This window comes from Actinomycetes bacterium (assembly GCA_036510875.1).
Lineage (GTDB): Bacteria > Actinomycetota > Actinomycetes > Prado026 > Prado026 > DATCDE01.
The window spans coordinates 1-17,350 of record DATCDE010000110.1 but is presented as its reverse complement, the minus strand read 5'-3'; the positions used below and the strand labels follow the sequence as shown (position 1 = coordinate 17,350).

General features: G+C 72.5%; 19 protein-coding genes. 17 read left to right on the top strand and 2 right to left on the bottom strand.

What is annotated here, in order from left to right:
- Positions 1-78 precede the first annotated feature (78 nt).
- The 13 genes from VIM19_06325 (at position 79) to VIM19_06265 (ending at position 12,205) form a co-directional block, all read left to right on the top strand.
- On the top strand, positions 79-294 hold the full coding sequence (locus VIM19_06325) for a ubiquitin-like protein Pup (protein HEY5184513.1): 216 nt from the start codon (positions 79-81) through the stop codon (positions 292-294).
- Positions 295-296: 2 nt separating this feature from the next.
- Positions 297-1,133 (top strand): proteasome subunit beta, encoded by an 837-nt coding sequence (gene prcB, locus VIM19_06320; protein HEY5184512.1) that lies wholly within the window; start codon positions 297-299, stop codon positions 1,131-1,133.
- 53 nt (positions 1,134-1,186) lie between these two features.
- A complete protein-coding gene (prcA, locus tag VIM19_06315; GenBank protein HEY5184511.1) occupies positions 1,187-1,885 on the top strand; it encodes a proteasome subunit alpha in 699 nt (232 codons plus the stop codon).
- 22 nt (positions 1,886-1,907) lie between these two features.
- Positions 1,908-3,269 carry a Pup--protein ligase gene (gene pafA, locus VIM19_06310; protein ID HEY5184510.1) on the top strand — a complete coding sequence of 454 codons (1,362 nt, stop codon included), beginning with the start codon at positions 1,908-1,910 and terminating at the stop codon, positions 3,267-3,269.
- A 100-nt stretch (positions 3,270-3,369) separates the two neighbouring features.
- Positions 3,370-3,732: an FKBP-type peptidyl-prolyl cis-trans isomerase gene (locus VIM19_06305; protein ID HEY5184509.1), complete on the top strand. Its 363-nt coding sequence runs from the start codon at positions 3,370-3,372 to the stop codon at positions 3,730-3,732.
- Positions 3,733-3,757: 25 nt separating this feature from the next.
- Entirely contained in the window at positions 3,758-4,729 is a 972-nt protein-coding gene (locus tag VIM19_06300; GenBank protein HEY5184508.1) for a WYL domain-containing protein, read from the top strand.
- A complete protein-coding gene (locus VIM19_06295; protein HEY5184507.1) occupies positions 4,729-5,694 on the top strand; it encodes a WYL domain-containing protein in 966 nt (321 codons plus the stop codon). Before VIM19_06300 ends, VIM19_06295 begins: the two co-directional genes overlap by 1 nt.
- 96 nt (positions 5,695-5,790) lie before the next feature.
- Positions 5,791-6,123, top strand: coding sequence for a hypothetical protein (locus VIM19_06290; GenBank protein HEY5184506.1), 333 nt, complete (start codon positions 5,791-5,793; stop codon positions 6,121-6,123).
- Positions 6,124-6,216: 93 nt separating this feature from the next.
- Entirely contained in the window at positions 6,217-6,603 is a 387-nt protein-coding gene (tatA, locus tag VIM19_06285; protein HEY5184505.1) for a Sec-independent protein translocase subunit TatA, read from the top strand.
- A gap of 86 nt (positions 6,604-6,689) precedes the next feature.
- Positions 6,690-7,526 carry a twin-arginine translocase subunit TatC gene (gene tatC, locus VIM19_06280; protein ID HEY5184504.1) on the top strand — a complete coding sequence of 279 codons (837 nt, stop codon included), beginning with the start codon at positions 6,690-6,692 and terminating at the stop codon, positions 7,524-7,526.
- Positions 7,527-7,563: 37 nt separating this feature from the next.
- Complete coding sequence (locus tag VIM19_06275; GenBank protein HEY5184503.1) at positions 7,564-8,439, top strand: diacylglycerol kinase; 876 nt, start codon at positions 7,564-7,566, stop codon at positions 8,437-8,439.
- 31 nt (positions 8,440-8,470) lie between these two features.
- Positions 8,471-11,191 carry a DEAD/DEAH box helicase gene (locus tag VIM19_06270; GenBank protein HEY5184502.1) on the top strand — a complete coding sequence of 907 codons (2,721 nt, stop codon included), beginning with the start codon at positions 8,471-8,473 and terminating at the stop codon, positions 11,189-11,191.
- Positions 11,192-11,263: 72 nt separating this feature from the next.
- On the top strand, positions 11,264-12,205 hold the full coding sequence (locus VIM19_06265; GenBank protein HEY5184501.1) for an acyl-ACP desaturase: 942 nt from the start codon (positions 11,264-11,266) through the stop codon (positions 12,203-12,205).
- Between the two features lie 12 nt (positions 12,206-12,217).
- On the opposite strand, the gene VIM19_06260 is transcribed toward VIM19_06265, so the two are convergent.
- Positions 12,218-13,153: a 5'-3' exonuclease gene (locus VIM19_06260; GenBank protein ID HEY5184500.1), complete on the bottom strand. Its 936-nt coding sequence runs from the start codon at positions 13,151-13,153 to the stop codon at positions 12,218-12,220.
- A gap of 84 nt (positions 13,154-13,237) precedes the next feature.
- On the opposite strand from VIM19_06260, the gene VIM19_06255 reads away from it, so the two are divergent.
- From VIM19_06255 to VIM19_06240, 4 genes are all read left to right on the top strand, one after another.
- Positions 13,238-14,353, top strand: a complete 1,116-nt coding sequence (locus tag VIM19_06255) for a Xaa-Pro peptidase family protein (GenBank protein HEY5184499.1) — start codon at positions 13,238-13,240, stop codon at positions 14,351-14,353.
- A 3-nt stretch (positions 14,354-14,356) separates the two neighbouring features.
- Positions 14,357-15,508, top strand: coding sequence for an acyl-CoA dehydrogenase family protein (locus VIM19_06250; protein ID HEY5184498.1), 1,152 nt, complete (start codon positions 14,357-14,359; stop codon positions 15,506-15,508).
- 54 nt (positions 15,509-15,562) lie between these two features.
- The gene (locus tag VIM19_06245) at positions 15,563-16,177 is read left to right on the top strand and encodes a DUF6629 family protein (protein HEY5184497.1); all 615 of its coding nucleotides are present in this window, start codon (positions 15,563-15,565) and stop codon (positions 16,175-16,177) included.
- Positions 16,178-16,313: 136 nt separating this feature from the next.
- Entirely contained in the window at positions 16,314-16,754 is a 441-nt protein-coding gene (locus tag VIM19_06240) for an Lrp/AsnC family transcriptional regulator (protein HEY5184496.1), read from the top strand.
- Between the two features lie 52 nt (positions 16,755-16,806).
- On the opposite strand, the gene VIM19_06235 is transcribed toward VIM19_06240, so the two are convergent.
- On the bottom strand, positions 16,807-17,350 hold a 544-nt coding region (locus VIM19_06235), incomplete at its 5' end, for a lysine 2,3-aminomutase (GenBank protein ID HEY5184495.1).

Here is a 17,350-nt window from a genome sequence, read left to right as displayed (position 1 = left end):
CGGCCGCCCGTCTTGAGCCGCTCATCGGGCAGACCCGCCGTGCCGACGACTAGAGTCGAACGAGCGAAGGAGGGTGCCATGAGCAGCAAGGACGTGGGCGGGCAGGACCGCGCTCAGCGCCGGGCCGACGAGGCCGAGGAGACGGTCCAGGCCGAGCAGACCGCCGCCGAGGTGGCCGAACGTAAGGCCGCGCTGGACGATGACGTGGACTCGCTGCTGGACGAGATCGACGAGGTGCTCGAGACCAACTCCGAGGAGTTCGTTCGCGGCTTCGTGCAGAAGGGCGGTCAGTGACGGTGGGGGACTCTCGCATCGACGGCCGGCTGCCCCCGCCCTACTTCGCCCCCGGCAGCGCCTCGTTCACCGAGTTCCTGTCCGAGCAGGCACCGGAGCTGCTGCCCAGCCGCCGTCCGCTGCCGGGTGGGCCGGTGGACGTCCCGCACGGCACCACGATCGTGTCCGCCACCTACCCGGGCGGCGTCGTCATGGCCGGGGACCGACGGGCGACAATGGGCAACGTCATCGCCCAGCGGGACATCGAGAAGGTGTTCCCGGCCGACGAGTTCTCCTGCGTGGGGATCGCCGGCGCGGCCGGCCTGGCGATCGAGGTCGTGCGGCTGTTCCAGGTCGAGCTCGAGCACTACGAGAAGATTGAGGGCACCTCGCTGTCGCTGGACGGCAAGGCCAACCGGCTGTCCGCGCTGGTGCGCGGCAACCTCGGGATGGCCATGCAGGGGCTGGCCGTCGTCCCGCTGTTCGCCGGCTGGGACCTCGAGCGCCAAATCGGCCGGATCTTCTCCTACGACGTGACCGGCGGGCGGTACGAGGAGCACTCGTTCCACTCGGTCGGCTCCGGATCGCTGTTCGCCCGCGGGGCGCTGAAGAAGCTCTACGGCCCGGAGCTACGCGAGGACCAGGCGGTCGCGGCCTGCGTCGAGGCGCTGTACGACGCCGCCGACGAGGACTCCGCCACCGGCGGACCGGACCTCGCCCGACGGATCTTCCCGGTCGTCACGGTCGTCACCGAGGCCGGCTTCCGGCGACTGCCGGACGACGAGGTCGGCGCGGTCGTCGACCGTGTCGTCGCGGCCCGGATGGCCCGCCCCGACGGACCCAACGCCCCGCTGCCCTAGCCCGGCCACCCGACCCGAACCCACCCGACCCGACCCGCTAAGGACGTCTCCCGGTGTCCATGCCCTTCTACGTCTCGCCCGAGCAGATCATCAAGGACAAGGCGGACTACGCCCGCAAGGGCATCGCCCGCGGGCGCAGCGTGGTCGTCGTCCAGTACGCCGATGGCATCGCGTTCGCGGCCGAGAACCCCTCGCGGGCCTTGCACAAGGTGAGCGAGATCTACGACCGGATCGCGTTTGCGGCGGTGGGCAAGTACAACGAGTTCGAGAACCTGCGGGTGGCCGGTGTGCGGCACGCCGACATGCGCGGCTACTCCTACGACCGGCGGGACGTGAGCGGGCGCAGCCTGGCCAACGCGTACGCGCAGACCCTCGGCACGATCTTCACCGAGACGAACAAGCCGTACGAGGTGGAGATCGTGGTGGCCGAGGTGGGCGACTCGGCGGCCGAGGACCAGATGTACCGGCTGACCTTCGACGGCTCGGTGGCCGACGAGCACGGCTTCGTCGCCATGGGCGGGCAGGCCGCCCAGATCACCGATGCGCTCGCCGAGAGCTACGAGGAGGGCCAGCCGCTCGCCCCGGCCCTGCAGCTCGCGGTGCGCACCCTGGCGGAACACGGCGGCGGCGAGCCGCGGGAGCTCGGCCCCGACCATCTGGAGGTGGCCGTGCTGGACCGGAACCGGCCGCTGGCCCGCAAGTTCCGCCGCATCGCGGGCGACCAGCTCGGCGCGCTGCTCAGCGGCGGCTGAGCGCCAGGCCTAGGCTGGTTCGATGGACCGCCGCATCTTCGGCATCGAGACCGAGTACGGCGTCACCTGCACCTTCCGCGGGCAGCGTCGGCTCTCCCCGGACGAGGTCGCCCGGTACCTGTTCCGCCGGGTGGTCTCGTGGGGCCGCAGCAGCAACGTGTTCCTGCGCAACGGCGCCCGGCTGTACCTGGACGTCGGCAGCCACCCGGAGTACGCGAGCCCGGAGTGCGACGACCTGACCGAGCTGGTCGCGCACGACAAGGCGGGGGAGCGGATCCTCGAGGGGCTGCTCGTGGACGCCGAGCGGCGGCTGCACGAGGAGGGCATCCCCGGGGACGTCTACCTGTTCAAGAACAACACCGACTCGGCCGGCAACTCCTACGGCTGCCACGAGAACTACCTGGTCGGACGCGGCGGCGACTTCGGCCGGCTGTCCGACGTCCTCATCCCGTTCCTGGTCAGCCGGCAGCTCATCGCCGGGGCCGGGAAGGTGCTGCAGACCCCGCGCGGCGCCGTGTACTGCCTGTCCCAGCGGGCCGAGCACATCTGGGAGGGCGTCTCCAGCGCCACCACCCGCAGCCGCCCGATCATCAACACCCGGGACGAGCCGCACGCGGACGCCGAGAAGTACCGCCGGCTGCACGTCATCGTGGGCGACTCGAACATGGCCGAGCCGACCACCCTGCTCAAGGTGGGCTCCGCCGACCTGGTGCTGCGCATGATCGAGGCCGGCGTCGTGCTCCGCGACCTCAGCCTGGAGAACCCGATCCGGGCGATCCGGGAGATCAGCCACGACATGACCGGGCGCCGCACGGTGCGGCTGGCCAACGGCCGCGAGGTCAGCGCCCTGGACATCCAGACCGAGTACTTCACCAAGGCCAGGGACTTCGTCGAGCGTCGCGGCACCGAGGACGTCGTGGCGAAGCGGGTGCTGGACCTGTGGGGCCGCACCCTCGAGGCGGTCGAGAGCGACAACCTGGCGCTCGTGGAGCGCGAGATCGACTGGGTGATCAAGCGCCGGCTGATCGAGCGCTACCAGGACAAGCACGACATCTCGCTGGCGCACCCCCGGGTGGCGCAGCTGGACCTCGCCTACCACGACATCAGCCGCCGACGGGGGCTGTACTACCTGCTCGAGCGCCGCGGCCTGGTGGAGCGGGTGGTCCGGGACCTCGACGTGTTCGAAGCCAAGAGCATCCCGCCGCAGACCACCCGGGCCCGGCTGCGCGGGGAGTTCATCCGCCGGGCGCAGGAGCGGCGCCGCGACTTCACCGTGGACTGGGTGCACCTGAAGCTGAACGACCAGGCGCAGCGCACCGTGCTGTGCAAGGACCCGTTCCGGTCCGTCGACGAGCGGGTGGAGAAGCTGATCGCGTCGATGTGACCCGGCGGCGCCGCCACGAGGCGGCCCGCCGCTTGCCTTAGGGTGGGCCGACCAGCTCGCCGCACCGTAGTGAGCCCACCAAAGCGAGAGGACCGGACGCGTGAGCGAGAAGCCCGAGGTCGACTTCCCAGGGGGCGAGCCGCCGACGACGCTGCAGATCACCGACGTGACCGTCGGGGATGGCGCCGAGGCCGTGGCCGGGGCGACCGTGCTGGTCCACTACGTCGGCGTCGAGTTCGACACGGGCGAGGAGTTCGACTCGTCGTGGAACCGGGGCGAGCCGATCGAGTTCCCGCTGCGCGGGCTGATCAAGGGCTGGCAGGACGGCATCCCAGGCATGAAGGTCGGCGGTCGCCGTCAGCTGGTGATCCCCCCGGAGCAGGCGTACGGCACGGCCAGCGGCGGGCACCGGCTGTCCGGCCGGACGCTGGTGTTCGTGATCGACCTGCTCGGCGTGCGATAGCACCCCGCAGTCAGCCGAGTCCACGATGTCCGAGTCCAAGACCGAACGGCTGCTGCAGCTGGTGCTGTGCTTGGCCAGCGCGCAGCGCCCGGTGGTCAAGGACCGGCTGCGCGCGGCGATCCCCGACTACGCGGCGTGCCCGACCGTCGAGGCGTTCGAACGGATGTTCGAGCGGGACAAGAACGAGCTGCGCGAGATGGGGGTGCCGCTCGAGACCGCCGAGCTCGGTCCCGGCTACGACGAGCCGGGCTACCGGATCGAGCCGGCCGCGTACGCGCTGCCCGAGCTGCACCTGACCGCACCGGAGATGACCGCTGTGGCGGTGGCCGCCCGGGTCTGGCGGGAGGAGGGCCAGGCAGAGGCCGCGGCCCGAGCGCTGCGCAAACTCGAGGCGGACGGCGTCGACGTGGACCCGGACGCCCTGCCAGCGGTGCAGCCCCGGATGTCCGGGGGAGAGGCCGCCTTCGGCCCCCTCACCGCGGCCGTGGCGGCCCGCCGTCCGGTCCGGTTCGGCTACCGGAACCCCGGCAGCGCCGAGACCGCCGAACGGCACCTCGAGCCCTGGGGCGTGGTGTCGCAGCAGGGCCGCTGGTACGTCGTCGGGTTCGACCGGGACCGGCAGGACGAGCGGGTGTTCCGGCTGTCGCGGATCGTGGGGGCGGTCGGGAGCGACGGCCCGGACGGCGCGTACCCGGTGCCTGCGGACGTGGACCCTCGCGAGCGGGTCACCGCCACCGACCCGGTCCTGGTCAGCGGTCGGGCGCGGGTGCTGGTCCGCCCGGACGCCGGCTACGGGCTGCGCCGCCAGGCCGAGTCGGCCGCCTCGGACGCCGACCCGGCAACCGGGTACGACCGGCTGCAGATCGGGTTCACCGACCTCGAGCGGCTGGCCGAGGACATCGCCTCGTACGGCTCCGCGGTGGTGGTCGAGGAACCGATCGAGCTGCGCGACGCCGTCATCGAGCGGCTGCGGGCCGTGGCCGGCGGGGCGGCCTGATGGCGGCCGCGGCGGCCCAGCTGGCCCGGCTGCTGGCGCTGGTCCCCTGGCTGCAGGCCCGGCCCGGGGTCACCAAGGCCGAGGCCGCGGCCGCGTTCGGGATCACGGTGGACCAGCTGGACAAGGACCTGCAGCTGGCCTTCACCTGCGAGCTGCCCGGCCAGCCCGAGGTCTTCATCGACATCGACTACCTGGACTCCGACCGGATCACGGTGCTCGACCCGCAGGTGATCGGACGCCCGCTGCGGCTGCGGCCGGACGAGATCGTCGCCCTGGTGGTGGGCCTGCGGACCCTCGCGGCCACGCCGGGGCTGACCGACCGGGACGCCGTCGACAGCGTGCTCGCCAAGCTCGAGGACCTGGCCGGGGACCTGCGGCTGCCGAGCGGGCCGGCCGAGCCGCCGGCGGCCGGTGCCGGCTTCGCGGGAGAGGTGGTCGCCGGGGTCGTCGCCAGGGCTCTGTCGGAGCGCCGCCGGCTGCGGCTGCAGTACTGGGTACCGGCTCGCGACGAGGTGACCGAGCGGGACGTCGACCCGATGCGGGCCGTGACCGTGGACGGCGTGGGCTACCTGGAGGGCTGGTGCCACTCCAGCGAGGCGGTCCGGACCTTCCGACTGGACCGAGTGCTGGCCGCCGAGGTCCTCGACACGCCGTCCACGCCGCCCCCCGAGGCCGCCCTGCCGGCCGACTCGGGCACCTTCCACCCGTCGCCGGACGACGTCGTGGTCACCCTCGAGCTCGCGCCGCGGGCCCGCTGGGTCAGCGAGTACTACCCGTGCGAGTCGGTGCAGGAGCGGCCCGACGGCGCCGCGCAGGTGGTCCTGCGCACCGCCGACCCCCGGCTGGTGCGGCGGCTGGTGCTGCGGCTGGGCGGGGCGGCGACCGTCGTCCAGCCCGCCGAGCTCGCGGCCGAGGTCGCTGCGGACGCCGCAGCGGCGCTGGCGGTGTACGGTGTGTCGCGCTGACATGGCCGTTCGGCCGGTTCAAGGTGCGTGGTCAGGGTGCCGATGCCCACAACGACAGACCTCGGGGGGACCTCGAGGGGGCGAAAGGACCACACGATGACCACCATCAGGGCGACCTGCTCAACCTGCGGGGACGTCGAGCTGAAGCCGGCCGAGCTGCGACTGACCGTCTGTTCGATGCCGGAGTGGTCCACGTACGCCTTCGACTGCCCGCGCTGCCACGGTGAGGTCAAGAAGCCGGCCGACGAGGAGGTCGTGGCGCTGCTGATGTCCGGGGGCGTCCGCGCCCAGCAGTGGCACATCCCGGCCGAGGCGCTCGAGCGGCACGACGGGCCCCAGCTGTCCTACGACGACCTGCTCGACTTCGCGCTGTGGCTGGACGAGCACGACCAGGTCACCGCTGACTTGAACGGGGTCCGCCGCGGCTGACCAGTCGACGGGACGCCGCCATGCGTTCGGCTGACCCATTGGGACAAATCGCCGCGTATGATGCTCAGAACGTCCCACAGAGAGGCCAACCCGATGGGTCGACTGTTTGACAGCCCGGCGGGGCTGCTGCTCATCCTCGCCGTCCTGTTGCTCTTCGGTTCCCGCAAGCTGCCGGACGCAGCCCGTGGGCTTGGCCGCTCGCTGCGCATCTTCAAGGCCGAGACCCAGGGCCTGATGAGCGACAACGAGGGGCAGTCGGTGCCCCCGGCGCAGCCGCAGCAGATCGTCGCTGCCCCCCAGCAGGTGGTCGACGCGGTGCCCCAGCAGGTGCCGGTCGCCCAGCCGGTGGCCCAGCCGGTGGCCCAGCCGGTGGCCCAGCCGGTGGCCCAGCCAATCGCGCAGCCAGCCCCCGTGCAGGCCCCGGCGCCGGCGGCCGAGGCCGTTTCGCAGCAGCCGCAGGACCGCCCCGCCGGTAGCTGAACCGGCGTCGGAGACCTGCTGGTATGGCCGACGCGAGCCGTTGGCGTCGCGCCGCACGCGAGCCGAGGCACCCCACCGACGGTCGGATGACCCTCGTCGAGCACCTGCGTGAGTTCCGCACCCGGCTGTTCCGCTCGATCCTGGCCATCCTCGCCGGCTCGGTCGTGGGCTGGTTCTTCTACGACCAGATCTTCACCTGGCTGGACCGCCCGTTCGAGGAGGCCGCGCGCAAGCTCACCGAGAGCGGGTCCCCGACCACGCTCGCGTTGACCGGGGTGGCCGACGCGTTCAACATCCAGCTGCAGGTCGCGCTGTCCGTGGGCATGGTGCTCGCCTCGCCGATCTGGCTCTACCAGGTGTTCCGGTTCGTCACCCCCGGGCTGCACCGGCACGAACGGCGCTGGGCGCTCACCTTCGTGGCGTTCGCGCTGCCGCTGTTCCTGGCCGGCGCCGCGACGGCCTACTTCGTGCTCCCGAACGTGCTGGGCGCGCTGCTGGGGTTCACCCCGCACGGCGTCACCAACATCATCAGCGTCGACCACTACATGGGCTTCCTGCTCCAGCTGATGGTCGTCTTCGGCATCGGCTGCGTGGCGCCCGTGGTCGTGGTGGTGCTCAACCTGGTCGGGATCCTGTCCGCGCGCCGGTTCGCCTCGTGGTGGCGCTGGGTGCTCATCATCATCCTGGTGTTCGCCGCCATCGCGACCCCGACCGGCGACCCGTTCAACATGCTGCTGTTCGCCACCCCGATCGCGGCCCTCATGCTGATCGCCTTCGTGATCTGCTGGGTCAACGACCGGCGGCGGGCCCGCAGCGAGGCCAGCGCGCTCGCGGCGCTCGGCGACGACGAGATATCCCCGCTCGACCTGACCCCGGACCCAGTCGACGACCTGCCGTCCGACACGCGCGAGTTCTCGGACTGATCCCGCCAACTGCCCGCGGGGCGCTAGCGTCCCGCCCGTGAGCCGCCGCATCGCCGTCCTGGTGAACCCGGCCTCGGGCAAGGGCCGGGGCGGTCGCGCCGGCGCCCGGGCCGCCGCGCGGCTGCGCGCCGCGGGGCTCGACGTGCGGGTCTTCGTCGGTGCCGACGGAGCGGAGACCGTCGCGCTGGCCGGGCAGGCCGCGCAGGACGGCTACGACGCCCTCGTGGCGGTCGGCGGCGACGGCACCGTGCACCAGGTGGTGCAGGCCCTGGTCGGCTCCGGCATACCGCTCGGCATCGTGCCGGCCGGCAGCGGGAACGACTTCGCCCGGCTGGTCGGCCTCGAGCCGCACGACGTGGACGGGGCCGTGGACGCCGTCCTCGCCGGCCGGGTCCGCGTCGTCGACGCCGCGCTGGCGAACGGCACCAACTACGCCGGGGTGCTGTCCAGCGGGTTCGACTCGATGGTCAACGACCGGGCCAACCGGATGACCTGGCCCAAGGGCGCGATGCGCTACAACCTGGCGATCCTGGCCGAGCTGCGGGTGTTCCGGCCGCTGCCGTTTCGGATCACCCTGGACGGCGATCTGCTGGAGCGCGAGGCCATGCTCGTGGCCGTCGGCAACGGCACCTCGTACGGCGGGGGGATGCGGGTCTGTCCCGGGGCCGAGGTGGACGACGGCCTGCTGTCCGTCACCGTGCTCGGCCGGCTGTCCAAGCCCGAGTTCCTGCGGGTGTTCCCCAAGGTGTACTCGGGCCGGCACGTCGAGCATCCCTCGGTGTCGGTGCACGCGGCCAAGGTGGTGCGGCTCGAGGCGCCCGGCGTGGTCGCCTACGCCGACGGCGAGTACGTGACGCCGCTGCCGGTCACGATCGAGTGCGTACCGGGGGCGTTGCACGTGCTGGTGCCCTGAGCGGACGCCCTCGACCACGTAGATTGGTGGTATGTCCTCGCCGGCTGAGCGGTACCGGGCTGCGCGGGACCGGCAGACGGAGTCGGTCACCCAGCTGACCCGGTTCCGCGCCGAGTACGACTTCCCGCTCGACCCGTTCCAGGTGCAGGCCTGCCGGGCGCTGGAGGACGGCCGCGGCGTCCTGGTGGCCGCCCCGACCGGCAGCGGCAAGACGGTCGTGGGGGAGTTCGCCGTCCACCTGGCCCTGGCCGAGGGCCACAAGTGCTTCTACACGACTCCGATCAAGGCGCTGTCGAACCAGAAGTACGCCGACCTGGTCCGCCGCTACGGTGCCGACCGGGTCGGCCTGCTCACCGGCGACAACACCATCAACGGCGAGGCCGACGTCGTCGTCATGACGACCGAGGTGCTGCGCAACATGCTCTACGCCGGGTCGCACACCCTGGTGGGGCTGGGCTACGTGGTCATGGACGAGGTGCACTACCTGTCCGACCGGTTCCGTGGCGCGGTCTGGGAAGAGGTGATCATCCACCTGCCCGAGTCGGTCAGCCTGGTGTCGCTGTCCGCGACCGTGAGCAACGCGGAGGAGTTCGGCGACTGGCTGGTCACCGTCCGCGGGGACACCAGCGTGGTCGTCGAGGAGCACCGGCCGGTGCCGCTGTGGCAGCACGTGATGGTCGGCAACCGGCTGTACGACCTGTTCGTGGACGACGAGCAGCGGCTGGTGAACCCCGAGCTGGTGCGGATCGCCAGGGACGAGCAGCGGTTCACCCGGATGGGGGACCGGCGGCCGGGCCGGGGCGGCAAGCGCCCGCGCAGCCGTGACACCCCGTCCCGGGTGGACGTCGTGGAGCGGCTGGACCGCGAGGGACTGCTGCCCTCGATCGTGTTCGTGTTCAGCCGGGCCGGGTGCGAGGCGGCGGTCGCCCAGTGCCTGCGTTCCGGGCTGCGGCTGACCACGCCTTCGGAGCGGGACGAGATCCGGTCCTACGTCGAGGAGCGGTGCATCGACCTGCCGGACGAGGACCTCGGCATCCTCGGCTACCACGAGTGGGCGGACGGGCTGGGCCGCGGCATCGCGGCGCACCACGCCGGCATGCTGCCGACCTTCAAGGAGGTCGTGGAGGAGCTCTTCCAGCGCGGCCTGGTCAAGGTCGTCTTCGCCACCGAGACGCTGGCCCTCGGCATCAACATGCCGGCCCGCTCGGTGGTGCTCGAGAAGCTGACCAAGTGGAACGGGGAGACCCACGCGGACGTCACGCCGGGGGAGTACACCCAGCTGACCGGACGGGCCGGACGTCGCGGCATCGACGTCGAGGGCCATGCGGTCGTGCTCTGGCAGCAGGGGCTGGACCCGGGATCGGTGGCCGGGCTGGCCTCGACCCGCACCTACCCGCTGCGCTCGTCGTTCCGGCCCTCGTACAACATGGCCGTCAACCTGGTGGGGCAGGTCGGCCGGCACGTGGCGCGGGAGATCCTGGAGTCGTCGTTCGCCCAGTTCCAGGCCGACCGGGCCGTGGTCGGGCTGGCCCGACAGGTGCGCCGCAACGAGGAAACCCTGGACGGCTACCGCGAGGCGATGACCTGTCACCTGGGCGACTTCGAGGAGTACGCGGGGCTGCGCCGGTCGCTGAAGGACCGCGAAGCCGAGCTGTCCCGACAGGGTGCCGCGCAGCGCCGGGCGGCCGCGACCGGGGCGCTCGAAGCGCTGCGGATCGGGGACGTGATCCGGGTCCCGACCGGGCGCCGGGCCGGGCTGGCCGTCGTCCTCGACCCGGGGCTCACGTCGGGGGCCGAGGGCCCCCGGCCGACCGTGCTGACGGCCGACCGGCAGGTGGCCCGGCTCTCGCTGGTCGACTTCACCAGCGCGGTGGAGCCGCTGGCCCGGCTGCGGATCCCGAAGACGTTCAACCCCCGCTCGCCGCAGTCCCGCCGCGACCTGGCCTCGACGCTGCGCGCGAAGGTGCCGGACGACGGGGGTCGGCGGCCACCCCGGTCCCGCTCGGAGGCCGCCGACGACGCGGCCCTAGCCCAGCTGCGCGCCGACATCCGTCGGCACCCCTGCCACGGCTGCGACCAGCGGGAGGACCACGCCCGCTGGGCCGAGCGGTACTACCGGCTGCTGCGCGAGACCGAGGGGCTGGAGCGACGGGTGGAGGCGCGCACCAACACCATCGCGCGCACCTTCGACCGGGTCTGCGGGCTGCTGGAGTCGCTCGGCTACCTGGACGGCGACCAGGTGACGCCGGCCGGCGCCCAGCTGGGCCGGCTGTACACCGAGCTGGACCTGCTGGCCGCCGAGTGCGTGCGGACCGGGGTGTGGTCCGAGCTGGAGCCGGCCGAGCTGGCCGCCGCGGTCTCCGCGCTGGCCTACGAGTCGCGGCAGCGGGACGACGCGGTGGCGCCGCAGGTGCCGTCCGGGCGGGTGCGCGACGCGCTGGCCGAGACGGTGCGGCTGTGGGCCGCCCTGGACCTGGCCGAGAAGGACCACGGGCTCGCGTTCCTGCGGGAGCCGGACCTCGGCTTCGCGTGGCCCGCGCACCGGTGGGCCTCCGGGGCCCGGCTGGAGGCGGTGCTGGGGGAGGCGGACCTGCCCGCGGGTGACTTCGTGCGCTGGACGAAGCAGCTCATCGACCTGCTCGGGCAGATCGCGCAGGCAGCCGGCGGACAGGACCCGGCCCTGCGGGCCACCGCCGACGCTGCCGTCGACGCCCTGCGGCGCGGCGTGGTCTCCTACTCCTCGGTCGGCTGAGCCTCAGGGTAGGCTCCCTCCCTACGGCGGCGTAGGTTACGCCACCGTAACCTCGAGGATCTGGGAGCCACGATGAGCCTGACCGACGTCCAGACCAGCACCGTCGCGCTGCTGACGGAGCTGCAGCCGGTCGCCGAGGCCGAGCTCAACCGGCACCTCGACGTGGCGAAGGAGTGGTTCCCGCACCAGTACGTGCCGTGGAGCGAGGGCCGCACCTACGACGGCGTCCTGGGCGGCGAGGCGTGGGCTGCGGACCAGTCACCGATGCCCGAAGCCGCCCGTACCGCGCTGATCGTCAACCTGCTCACCGAGGACAACCTGCCGAGCTACCACATGGAGATCGCCCGGCTGTTCGGCCGGGACGGCGCGTGGGGCACCTGGGTGCACCGCTGGACCGCGGAGGAGGGCCGCCACGGCACCGCGATCCGCGACTACCTCGCGGTGACCAGGGCGGTCGACCCGGTCGCCCTGGAGCGGGCCCGGATGGTGCACATGTCCACCGGCTTCGGCAGTGACTACGGCGACTCGATGCTGCACGCGCTGGCCTACGTGTCCTTCCAGGAGCTGGCCACCCGCATCTCGCACCGCAACACCGGCGCGGCGTCCGGCGACCCGGCCTGCGAGCAGCTGCTGGCGCGCATCGCGACCGACGAGAACCTGCACATGATCTTCTACCGCAACCTCTTGGGCGCGGCCCTGGAGGTGGCCCCGAGCGCGACCATGCGAGCCATCTCGGACGTCGTCCAGGCATTCCAGATGCCCGGCCACTCGATCGAGGGGTTCACCCGCAAGTCGGTGCAGATCGCTAACGCCGGCATCTACGACCTGCGCCAGCACAGGGACGCCGTGGTCACCCCGGTGCTGCGTCAGTGGAAGGTGTGGGACGTCGAGGGCCTGGACGCCGACGGCGAGCAGGCCCGCGCCGAGCTCGACGTGTTCCTCGAGGGGCTGGAGCAAGCGGCCTCCCGGTTCGAGGAGCGGCGGGCCGCACGGGCCGCCCGCGCCGCTCGCTGAGAGGACGTCCCGCTAGGCATCCGTGGGCATGGATGCGGCGCCGACGGCGGCCAGCACCCGGTTGACGCTGCCGTCCAGGCCCCAGCGGGCGCTCACCGCGACCAGCCGCTCCGGGTCAGCCGGCACGGTCGGCAGCCGGTCGTCGTACGCCGGCAGCGGGCAGTCGGTGCGCACCCGGGTGACCTCCGGGGCGACCGCCAGGTACTCCCGGGCGGCCGCCAGCTTGGCCCGCTGGGCCAGCGCCGGGTCGTCGGCGTCCAGGGCGGCGAGCATCGCACCGACGGTGCCCCAGCGCGCCACCAGGCCGGCCGCCGTCTTCTCGCCCACCCCGGGCACGCCGGGCAGTCCGTCCGAGGGGTCCCCGCGCAGCGCCGCGAAGTCGGCGTAGGAGCGTCCCGGGATGCCGTAGCGGGCGCTGACCGCAGCCTCGTCCATGACCTCGAGCTTGGCCACGCCGCGGCCGGTGTAGAGCACCCGGACGCCGCGCGCGTCGTCGACCAGCTGGAGCAGGTCGCGGTCCCCGCTGACGACGTCGACCGAGACGTCGGCCACGTGTGCCAGGGTGCCGATGACGTCGTCCGCCTCGAAGCCGGGGGAGCCGACCCGGGCGATCCCCAGCGCGGCCAGCACGGCCACGATCACCGGGACCTGCACCTGCAGCGCCTCGGGCACCGTCTCGGCGTCGGTCTGCGTGTCGGCGACCCGGTGCGCCTTGTACGACGGGATCAGCGCGACCCGGAAGTCGGGGCGCCAGTCGTCATCCCAGCAGGCCACCAGCCGGGTGGGCCGGAACCTGGTCACCAGCTGGGCGACCATGTCGAGGAATCCGCGCACGGCGTTCACGGGGGTCCCGTCCGGCGCCCTGACCGAGTCGGGCACCCCGTGGAACGCGCGGAAGTACAGCGAGGCGGAGTCGACCAAGAGCAGCTTCTCGCGTTCGTCGGTCACAGCGGAAGGCTACGGCGGGCATGCCCGCCCGCGATCCGGGGCGGTCACGAGAGCAGCGGCGGTCACTGCGGCTAGCGTGGGACCGTGAAACCCGACCTTGTCCCGCCCGGACGGCTGGCCGATGCCCAAAACCGCGCCGCCGCCGCCGGCATGGATGCGCTGCTGGTCACGCCCGGCCCGGACCTGCGCTACCTCACCGGCTACGACGCCCTCCCGCTGGAGCGGCTGACCTGCCTGGTGCTGCCCGCCGACGGCCAGCCGCGCATCGTCGTCCCGCTGCTGGAGCGGGCCGCCGCCCAGGCCAGCCCGATCGGTGGCCAGGACATCGAGATCGTCACCTGGGCGGAGACCGACGACCCGTACGCGCTGGTCGCCTCGCTGCTGCCCCGCAGCACCGACCGGGTCGCCCTCGACGACCACATGGCCGCGGCCAAGGTGCTCGGCCTGCGGGCCGCGCTCCCGGACGCCGAGCAGGTGCTCGCCGGTCCGGTGATCCGCGAGCTGCGGATGCGCAAGACCCCCGCCGAGGTCCAGGCGCTGCGCGAGGCCGCCGCCGCCATCGACGCCGTCCACTCGCTCGTGGGGGAGTGGCTCAAGCCGGGCCGCACCGAGCGGGAGGTGGGTGAGGACATCGCCGCGGCGATCCGGCTGGTCGGCCACGTCACCGTCGACTTCGTCATCGTCGGCAGCGGCCCGAACGGCGCCAGCCCGCACCACGAGGTGTCCGACCGGGTGATCCAGCCGGGCGAGCCGGTCGTCGTTGACATCGGCGGCACCATGCCCAGCGGCTTCTGCTCGGACGAGACCCGCACGTACGCCATGGGGGAACCGGACGGCGGCTTCCTCGCCTACTACGAGGTGCTGCAGCGGGCCCAGGCCGCCGCCTGCGACCACGTCCAGCCCGGGGTCAGCGCCGAGAGCGTGGACAACGCGGCCCGCGAGGTGATCGCCGACGCCGGCTACGGCGAGCTGTTCATCCACCGCACGGGGCACGGCATCGGCCTGGAGACCCACGAGGACCCGTACATCGTGTCCGGCAACACCCAGCTGCTCGAGTCCGGCATGGCGTTCTCCATCGAACCGGGGATCTACCAACCGGGCCGGCACGGCGCCCGCATCGAGGACATCGTCGTGGTCACCGACGACGGCGTCGAGCGGCTCAACCTGCGGCCCCGCGACCTCGTCATCTTGGAGGGCTGAGCGATGGCCACCGCTGTCCAGCGGACGCTGCCGACCGAGGAGGCCGAGGCGCTGCTCGGCCTCACCCGCGAGATCAGCGCGGCCGAGCTGGCGCCGCGAGCCGGGCAGGACGAGCACGACCAGCGGTTCCCCCGCGACGTCTACCGCACGCTCGGCCGGGCCGGCCTGCTCGGGCTGGCCTACCCCGAGGAGCAGGGCGGCGGCGGCCAGCCCTACGAGGTGTACCTGCAGGTCCTCGAGGAGGTCGCGACGGCCTGGCTGTCCGTGGGCATCGGGATGAGCGTGCACACCCTGGCCTGCTACCCGCTGGCCCGGTACGGGACGCCGGAGCAGCAGCAGCGCTGGCTGCCGGAGATGCTCGGCGGGGACCTGCTGGGCGCCTACTGCCTGTCCGAGCCGCAGTCCGGCTCGGACGCCGCGGCGCTGCAGACCAAGGCGGTGCTCCAGGGCCACGACTACGTGGTCACCGGCACCAAGGCCTGGATCACCCACGGTGGCGAGGCCGACTTCTACAACCTGATGGTGCGCACGGCGGACACCGAGGCCCGCGGGGTGACCTGCCTGCTGGCGCCGTCGGACACGCCGGGGCTGTCGGCCGCGCCGCCGGAGCGCAAGATGGGCGCAAACGCCTCGACGACCGCGCAGATCCTGCTGGACGGCGCCCGGGTGCCCGCCGAGCGCCGAATCGGCGCCGAGGGGCAGGGCTTCGAGATCGCCATGGCGGCCCTGGACAGCGGCCGGCTCGGCATCGCCGCCTGCGCCGTCGGGCTGGCCCAGGCCGCGTTGGACGCCGCCGTCGACTACGCCAAGGACCGCAAGCAGTTCGGCCGGTCGATCATCGACTTCCAGGGCCTGTCGTTCATGCTCGCGGACATGGCCACCGGGATCTCCGCGGCCCGGGCGCTGTACCTGGACGCCGCGCGGCTGCGCGACGCCGGGCGGCCGTTCGGCGTCCGGGCGGCCATGGCCAAGCTGTTCGCCACCGACGTGGCCATGAAGGTCACCACGGATGCCGTCCAGGTGCTCGGCGGCTACGGCTACGTGGAGGACTACCCGGTCGAGCGGTACATGCGCGAGGCGAAGGTGCTGCAGATCGTCGAGGGGACCAACCAGGTGCAGCGGCTGGTGATCGGCCGGAGCCTGTCCGGACGCTGACCCACCGTTCCCCGGGTGCCCGGGGGACCAGATCTGGGGGGCTAGGGTCGCAAGGTGTGCTTCTCCGCCGAAGCCGACAGGGTAGGCGGAGCCGTGCTGGCAATGATCGGGTTCGGCGCCGCCCGACCTGTCCACCCTCGCTACGACCATCTCGCCCTGGCCGTCCTCCCGCTGCTGCTGACGGCCCACCAGGTGGACGAGGCCTTCGTGTGGTGGGGGCTGCAGGGCCAGCTGAGCGCCGAGGTCGGACGCGTCGCCACCTGGGTGTACCCGCTGTTCGCGTTCGTCGTGCTTCCTGTCTACGTCCCGATGGCTGTCCTGGCGCTCGAGCCAACCGGGCGTCGCCGTGCGGCGATCCGGGCGTTCGTGGTGTCCGTCGTGCTGCTGGCCGCGATGCTGCGCGGCCCGGTCATGGCGGAGCTCGGTCAATACCACGTCAGCTACGGCACCGGGCTGCGCGCAGGACCACTGGTCATCGCCGCCTACGTGGTCGTCACCTGCGGGTCCCTGGTGTTCTCGGGCTACCGCCATCTCGCCCGGTTCGGAGTCGTCAACCCTGGTGGCGGTCGCCGTCCTCGCCCAGCTGGAGGTCAGCGGGTTCGCCTCTCTGCGGTGCGCGTCGGCGGCGGTCACCGCCGGGTTGATCGCGATGCAGCTGCGCTTCGGTGAGCCGCACCGCTCGGTGGCCCGGGCGCTGGCGTAGCCCAGCGCACCGGGATCGCGCCGGCCACCCAGGGCACGACTGTGACGCACACACGGCCCAACTCGAACGCGCCAGCGGCCGGCCACCGGTAGGTTCTGCGGTGTGGAGGACCTGGACCGTGAAATCGTCCGGCAGCTGGCCGCGGACGGACGGATGAGCTACACCGACCTGGGCCGGGCCACCGGGCTGTCCACCTCAGCGGTGCACCAGCGGGTGCGCCGGCTGGAGGAGCGCGGCGTGATCCGCGGCTACGCCGCGGTGATCGACCCGAGCGCAGTCGGCCTGCCGATGACGGCGTTCGTCGCGATCACGCCGCTGGATCCGTCCCAGCCGGACGACGCTCCGCAGCGGCTCGCCGGTCTCAAGCAGATCGAGGCCTGCCACTCCGTCGCTGGGCAGGAGTCCTACATCCTCAAGGTGCGGGTGCCCTCGCCGCTGGAACTGGAGACGCTCCTCGCCGAGATCCGCGCCGTGGCCAACGTGAGCACGCACACCACCGTGGTGCTCTCCACGCCGTACGAGTCGCGCCCCCTCGCCCTCTGAGGTGTCAGGGTGAGGACGGCCCATACGTCGTCCTCACCCTGACAAGTCGGGCTCAGCTGGAGAGGGAGGCCTCGCGGGAGGCCTGGGCCGCCGCGGTGGCCGCGTCGTGCACGTCCTGCATGCTGCCGCCGTGCTCGCCCCACCACTCCTGGCCACCGGCCGGCAGGGTGTGGATCGGGTCGTAGTACTCGTACCGCCGAGACAGCGCGTCCGGGTCGGTGAGCTCGATGCCGTTGCGGTAGTTCTTGGTCCAGTACGAGATGCCCAGCGTCTCGTCGTACGACTCCAGCTGGTGCACCCAGCGCTTGCCGACATAGGGGACGTCGCAGACGATCCGCGGCGTGGCGAACCCGGGCAGGTAGCCCATGATCGCGTGCTGCAGCCGCTGCGCCTCCTTGACCGACACCCGCCAGTGCTCGCTGAACGGGATCATGTCGCACATGTAGAAGTAGTAGGGCATGATCGCGGCGCCGTCGAGCAGGCTGAAGCACAGGTCCAGCAGCTGCGCGGGCGTGTCGTTGACCCCCCGCATGAGCACGCCCTGGTTACGCACGTCGCGGATACCGGTCTCCAGCATCGCCTTGGCGGCCCGCTCG